The sequence below is a fragment of the Mesorhizobium sp. M2C.T.Ca.TU.002.02.1.1 genome (assembly GCF_003997225.1).
The window spans coordinates 1-4,213 of the sequence record NZ_RZTO01000558.1; the positions used below are offsets into that span (position 1 = coordinate 1).

General features: G+C 64.7%; 3 protein-coding genes and 1 pseudogene. 2 read left to right on the forward strand and 2 right to left on the reverse strand.

Annotated elements, in window-relative coordinates; translation table 11 throughout:
- A pseudogene (locus tag EOD07_RS24795) lies at positions 1 to 621 on the forward strand (YhfX family PLP-dependent enzyme); the annotation flags it as partial.
- A 9-nt stretch (positions 622 to 630) separates the two neighbouring features.
- Positions 631 to 1,374, forward strand: a complete 744-nt coding sequence (locus tag EOD07_RS24800) for an ATP-binding cassette domain-containing protein (protein WP_073985376.1) — start codon at positions 631 to 633, stop codon at positions 1,372 to 1,374.
- 14 nt (positions 1,375 to 1,388) lie between these two features.
- Here EOD07_RS24800 and otsB read toward each other — a convergent pair whose 3' ends face one another.
- Positions 1,389 to 2,171: a trehalose-phosphatase gene (gene otsB / locus EOD07_RS24805; protein WP_127237305.1), complete on the reverse strand. Its 783-nt coding sequence runs from the start codon at positions 2,169 to 2,171 to the stop codon at positions 1,389 to 1,391.
- On the reverse strand, positions 2,168 to 3,961 hold the full coding sequence (locus EOD07_RS24810; protein ID WP_127237306.1) for a trehalose-6-phosphate synthase: 1,794 nt from the start codon (positions 3,959 to 3,961) through the stop codon (positions 2,168 to 2,170). The genes otsB and EOD07_RS24810 overlap by 4 nt, the downstream gene beginning before the upstream one ends.
- Between the last annotated feature and the right edge of the window lie 252 nt (positions 3,962 to 4,213).

Genomic DNA, 4,213 nt, shown 5'->3' on the forward strand with positions numbered 1-4,213 from the left:
TTCCCTGCCCTGCTCTTCGACCACGCCGCGCGAAAGGTGCTGCCGACGCCCAATCTGGCGACCTTGAGCAAGGCCGCCGAGGCGCTGGCCAAGGCGGGCCGCAAGGAGATCGAAATCAACGCGCCGGGCACCACGTCGAGCGTCATGCTGGCCGCGCTGGCTGAAGCCGGCGCCACGCAGTGCGAGCCCGGCAACGGCCTGCACGGCACCACGGCGCTGCATGTCATGGAAGACCTGCCGGAATTGCCTGCCGTGCTTTACCTCACCGAGGTCTCGCATCTGTCGGGTGGCAAGGCCTACTGCTTCGGCGGCGGCTTCTATATCGACCCGATCTTCCCCGACTACGACGTCAAGGCGATCGTCTCGGCCGAGCCGACCACCGCCGCCTCGGCGCTCAGAAGCGTCGAGGTGCCGCCGCCCTCGGCGATCGACTACTACGCCATGATCGACGCCTCCGGCGCGGGAGCGCCGAGGCCAGGCGACAGCGCCGTCTTCGGCTTCCGCGGCCAGGCCTTCGTCACCCGCGCCTATGTCGTCGGCGTCTCCGGCATCTCGAAGGGCAAGCCTGTGGTCGAAACCATCGAGAACGGCTTCGGAGAAGCTTATGCCTGGCCCGTTTAGGAGAGTGCGATGAACGCGAGCGCGCCAATCCTGCAGCTTCAGGACATCCGCAAGAATTTCGGCGGCCTCACCGCGATCGAGAATTTCTCGCTCGAGGTCTTTCCGGGCGAGATCGTCGCGCTGGTCGGCGACAACGGCGCCGGCAAGTCGACGCTGGTCAAGATCATCTCCGGCGTGCACCCGCCCTCCTCCGGCACGATCACGATCGAGGGCAAGCCGGTGACGATGTCGAACGCCACGATGGGGCGCGCGCACGGCATCGAGGTTGTCTACCAGGATCTCGCTTTGGCCGACCAGCAGACGGTCTATATGAACATGTTCCTCGGCCGCGAGCCGCTGAACCGCTTCGGCCTGCTCGACCGCCGCCGCATGATCGACGAGACGGAGAAACTGGTGAAGGAGCTCGACGTGCGCATCCCTTCCGCGCACGCCACCATCCGCGACCTTTCAGGCGGTCAGCGCCAGGGCGTCGCGATCGCCAGGGCGACGCACTGGGCGAGCAAGCTGATCCTGCTCGACGAGCCGACAGCCGCGCTTGGCGTCGCCGAAACCGCCAAGGTGGAGGCGATCGTTCAGTCGCTCAAACAGCGCAATGTCGGCATCCTGATCATCAGCCACAGCCTCGACCAGGTGTTCAAGCTGTCGGACCGCATCTGTGTCCTGAGGCGCGGCAAGCAGATCGGCGTGCGCGAGACGAAGAAGACCGACAAGAACGAGATCATCGCCATGATCACGGGCCTGCAGCAGCAGTAGCCGCCAGCGCCTTGCTAGGCGACGAGATTGCGGCTGGCCGTTTGCGTGGCCGGCTCGCCGAAATTGGCCTCCAGCCAGGCGATCGCGCTGGCGACATCTTCGATGGCGAAGCGGGCAGCCGTCTCGCCCTGCGGCTTGACGCGGATCGAGATCCCGCCCGCGGCATTGACGGTGTCGAAGCCGTTCTCGTCGGACGTGTCGTCGCCGAGGAACACGGGGCGCCTGCCGGTGAAAGGATCGAGCTGCATGAAGCGCCGGATCGCGGCGCCCTTGGCGGCTTCGAGCGGCATCAGCTCGACGCCGGCGTTGCCGGCGATCACGCGGTAGCCCTGCGGCAAGCGCGCGAGCGCCGCCTCGACCAGCTCGGTCGCCCGCGCCAGAAGCTGCGGCGCGGCTCTGGTGTGGATGGCGAGCACCGGTCCCTTGCGCTCGACATAGACGGCCTTGCTCGCCAGTTCCAGTTCGATCTCGTCGGCAAGTGCCGCCATATCCGCCGGCTCGTCGGCGGCTTCGATCTTTCCGTCCGGCAGAAGTCTGTGCTCCAGCCCGTAGAGGCCGGCGATCCGCAGTTTCAACGGGTCGAACAGATGGTCGACGGCCGCGATCGAGCGGCCGGTGATGAAGGCAAGCGCGCCGTCGAGCCGCCGCTCGATCCTCTCCAGGAGAACGCGCAACTCCTCGCTGACCGAGACGGCGTCGGGATGCGCCGCGTGCTCCAGCAAGGTTCCGTCGATGTCGAGGAAAAGCGCCCACCGTCCCGCGGGGAGCGGCGGGGGAAGGTCTGTCTGACTATTCATCTAAATCCCACTGCCTGTTTGCGTTCGAACATGGAGACGACATTGTCGCCGGTGGGGCCTGCCGGCCGGTCGTATAAGGCGGTGACCCTGTCGAGGTCGCTGCGTTTTCTCAGCCGCGCCGCGTCGAGCAGCATGCTGCCGGCCCAGCGAAAGACATTGTTGTCGCGCACGATCTCGCGCATGCGCCGCATGCGCTCATGCTGCTCGTCCGGCCCCATGTTGAGCGCCTGCAGCATCGCCTCGCTCATCATCGCCGCGTCGTAAGGATTGACGATCAGCGCCTCCAGCAGCTCGCGCGAGGCGCCGGCGAAGGTGCTGAGCAAAAGCACGCCCTGCTCGTCGTCGCGCGACGCGACGAACTCCTTGGCGACGAGGTTCATGCCGTCATGCAGGCTGGTGACCAGGCAGATGTCGGCGGCGCGATAGAGTTCGTAGACCGCCGCCTGCGAATGGTGCTCGGCCACCATGACGACCGGCCGGTAGGATTCGCTGCCGTAGCGCTGATTGATCTCCTCGGCACAGCGCACGCATTCCTCATGCAGATGCTTGTAGGCCGGCAGCGTGCCACGGCTCGGCGCGGCGATCTGCAGGAACACGACATTGCCCACCATTTCGGGATGGCGAATGAACAGCTCCTCCAGCGCGTGGAAGCGATCGAGGATGCCCTTGGTGTAGTCGAGACGCTCGACGCCGACGCAGAGCTTTGCGCCGGCTGGAATCCTGAACCGCTTACGAACGCGCACCTGGCATTCCTCGACGCTAGGCAGGGCTTTCAGGAGCTCGGCCGGCCATTCGATCGATATCGGATAGGAATGCACCAGCGTCACCTGGCCGCCATAGGAAATGGCGGCATCGGCACGCTCGATACGGCTTTCCATGAAGCGGTCGACGCTCTCGGTGAAGTTGTTGGCGTGGAACTGGGTGTGGAAACCCACGATCGAACTGCCGAGCAGGCCGTCCAGGATGCGCTCGCGCCAAGGGCAGATGCTGAACACTTCCGAGTTCGGCCAGGGGATGTGCCAGAACGTGATGACGATCGCCTCGGGCAGGCGCTCGCGGATCATGCGCGGCAAAAGCGCGAAGTGATAGTCCTGGACGAGCACGATCGGCCGCTCATTGCGAGCCTCGGCAACCACCGTCTCGGCGAATTTGCGGTTGACGGCTTCATAGGCCTCCCAGTCCGACTCGCGAAAGATCGGCCGCGTGAAAGCGATATGGCAGAGCGGCCACAGACCTTCATTGGCGAAGCCGAGATAATAACCTTGATACTCATCGTCACTGAGCCAGACCCGGCGCAGCGTGTAGGAAGGATGGCCAGGCGGCACCTGCACGCGGTCGTTTCCGTCGACCACCGTCCGGTCGGCGCTGCCGCCACCATAGGCGATCCAGGTGCCGGCGCAGGCGCGTGTGATCGGCTCCAGCGCGGAAACCAGTCCGCTCGCCGGCACGACAAGCTCGACATCGCCATCCTCCGTCTCGTTGTGGATATAGGGTTCGCGATTGGAGACGACGATCACCTGCGCTCCCGGCAGCTCGTCGGCGAGGATCTTGCGCAGCGTGTCCGGCGACCATGTCACCAAAGCCGCGTCGACCGACTGCCCGTTCTTCTCGAATTCGCGCAGCACCTTTCGCGCCGCCTCGGCGGCAAAATCGTCGCCGGAACCCGGCATAACCGATGCCCTCGGGTGGTTGCGACGGTGCCGGAATATCGAAATGCAAATCGCTAGTGCGGAAAGTCCGAGGCTTGCGAGAATAAGGACCAATAACAGGTCGACGCCATATTGTGTCATTGAAATGCCAGGTTGCCTCCGGCCGTCCGTTCATTGTTTTCGTTCTTGTCGGCCGCGGGCGGGCAGGCCGCATTAGGTTGGGAACGCGCAAACCAGCGATCAGTTCCGACATTTTTCGATTGTTGAACGCGGAGTTGCAGCGCTTTGTTTACGTGCGCACGATGAGCGGCACCTGGCCTTCGTGCCGGTCTGACAGGAAAGCGACAACGCGGTCGCCAACCCGCTGGAAGGTGAGATCGACCGCCTTGTCGC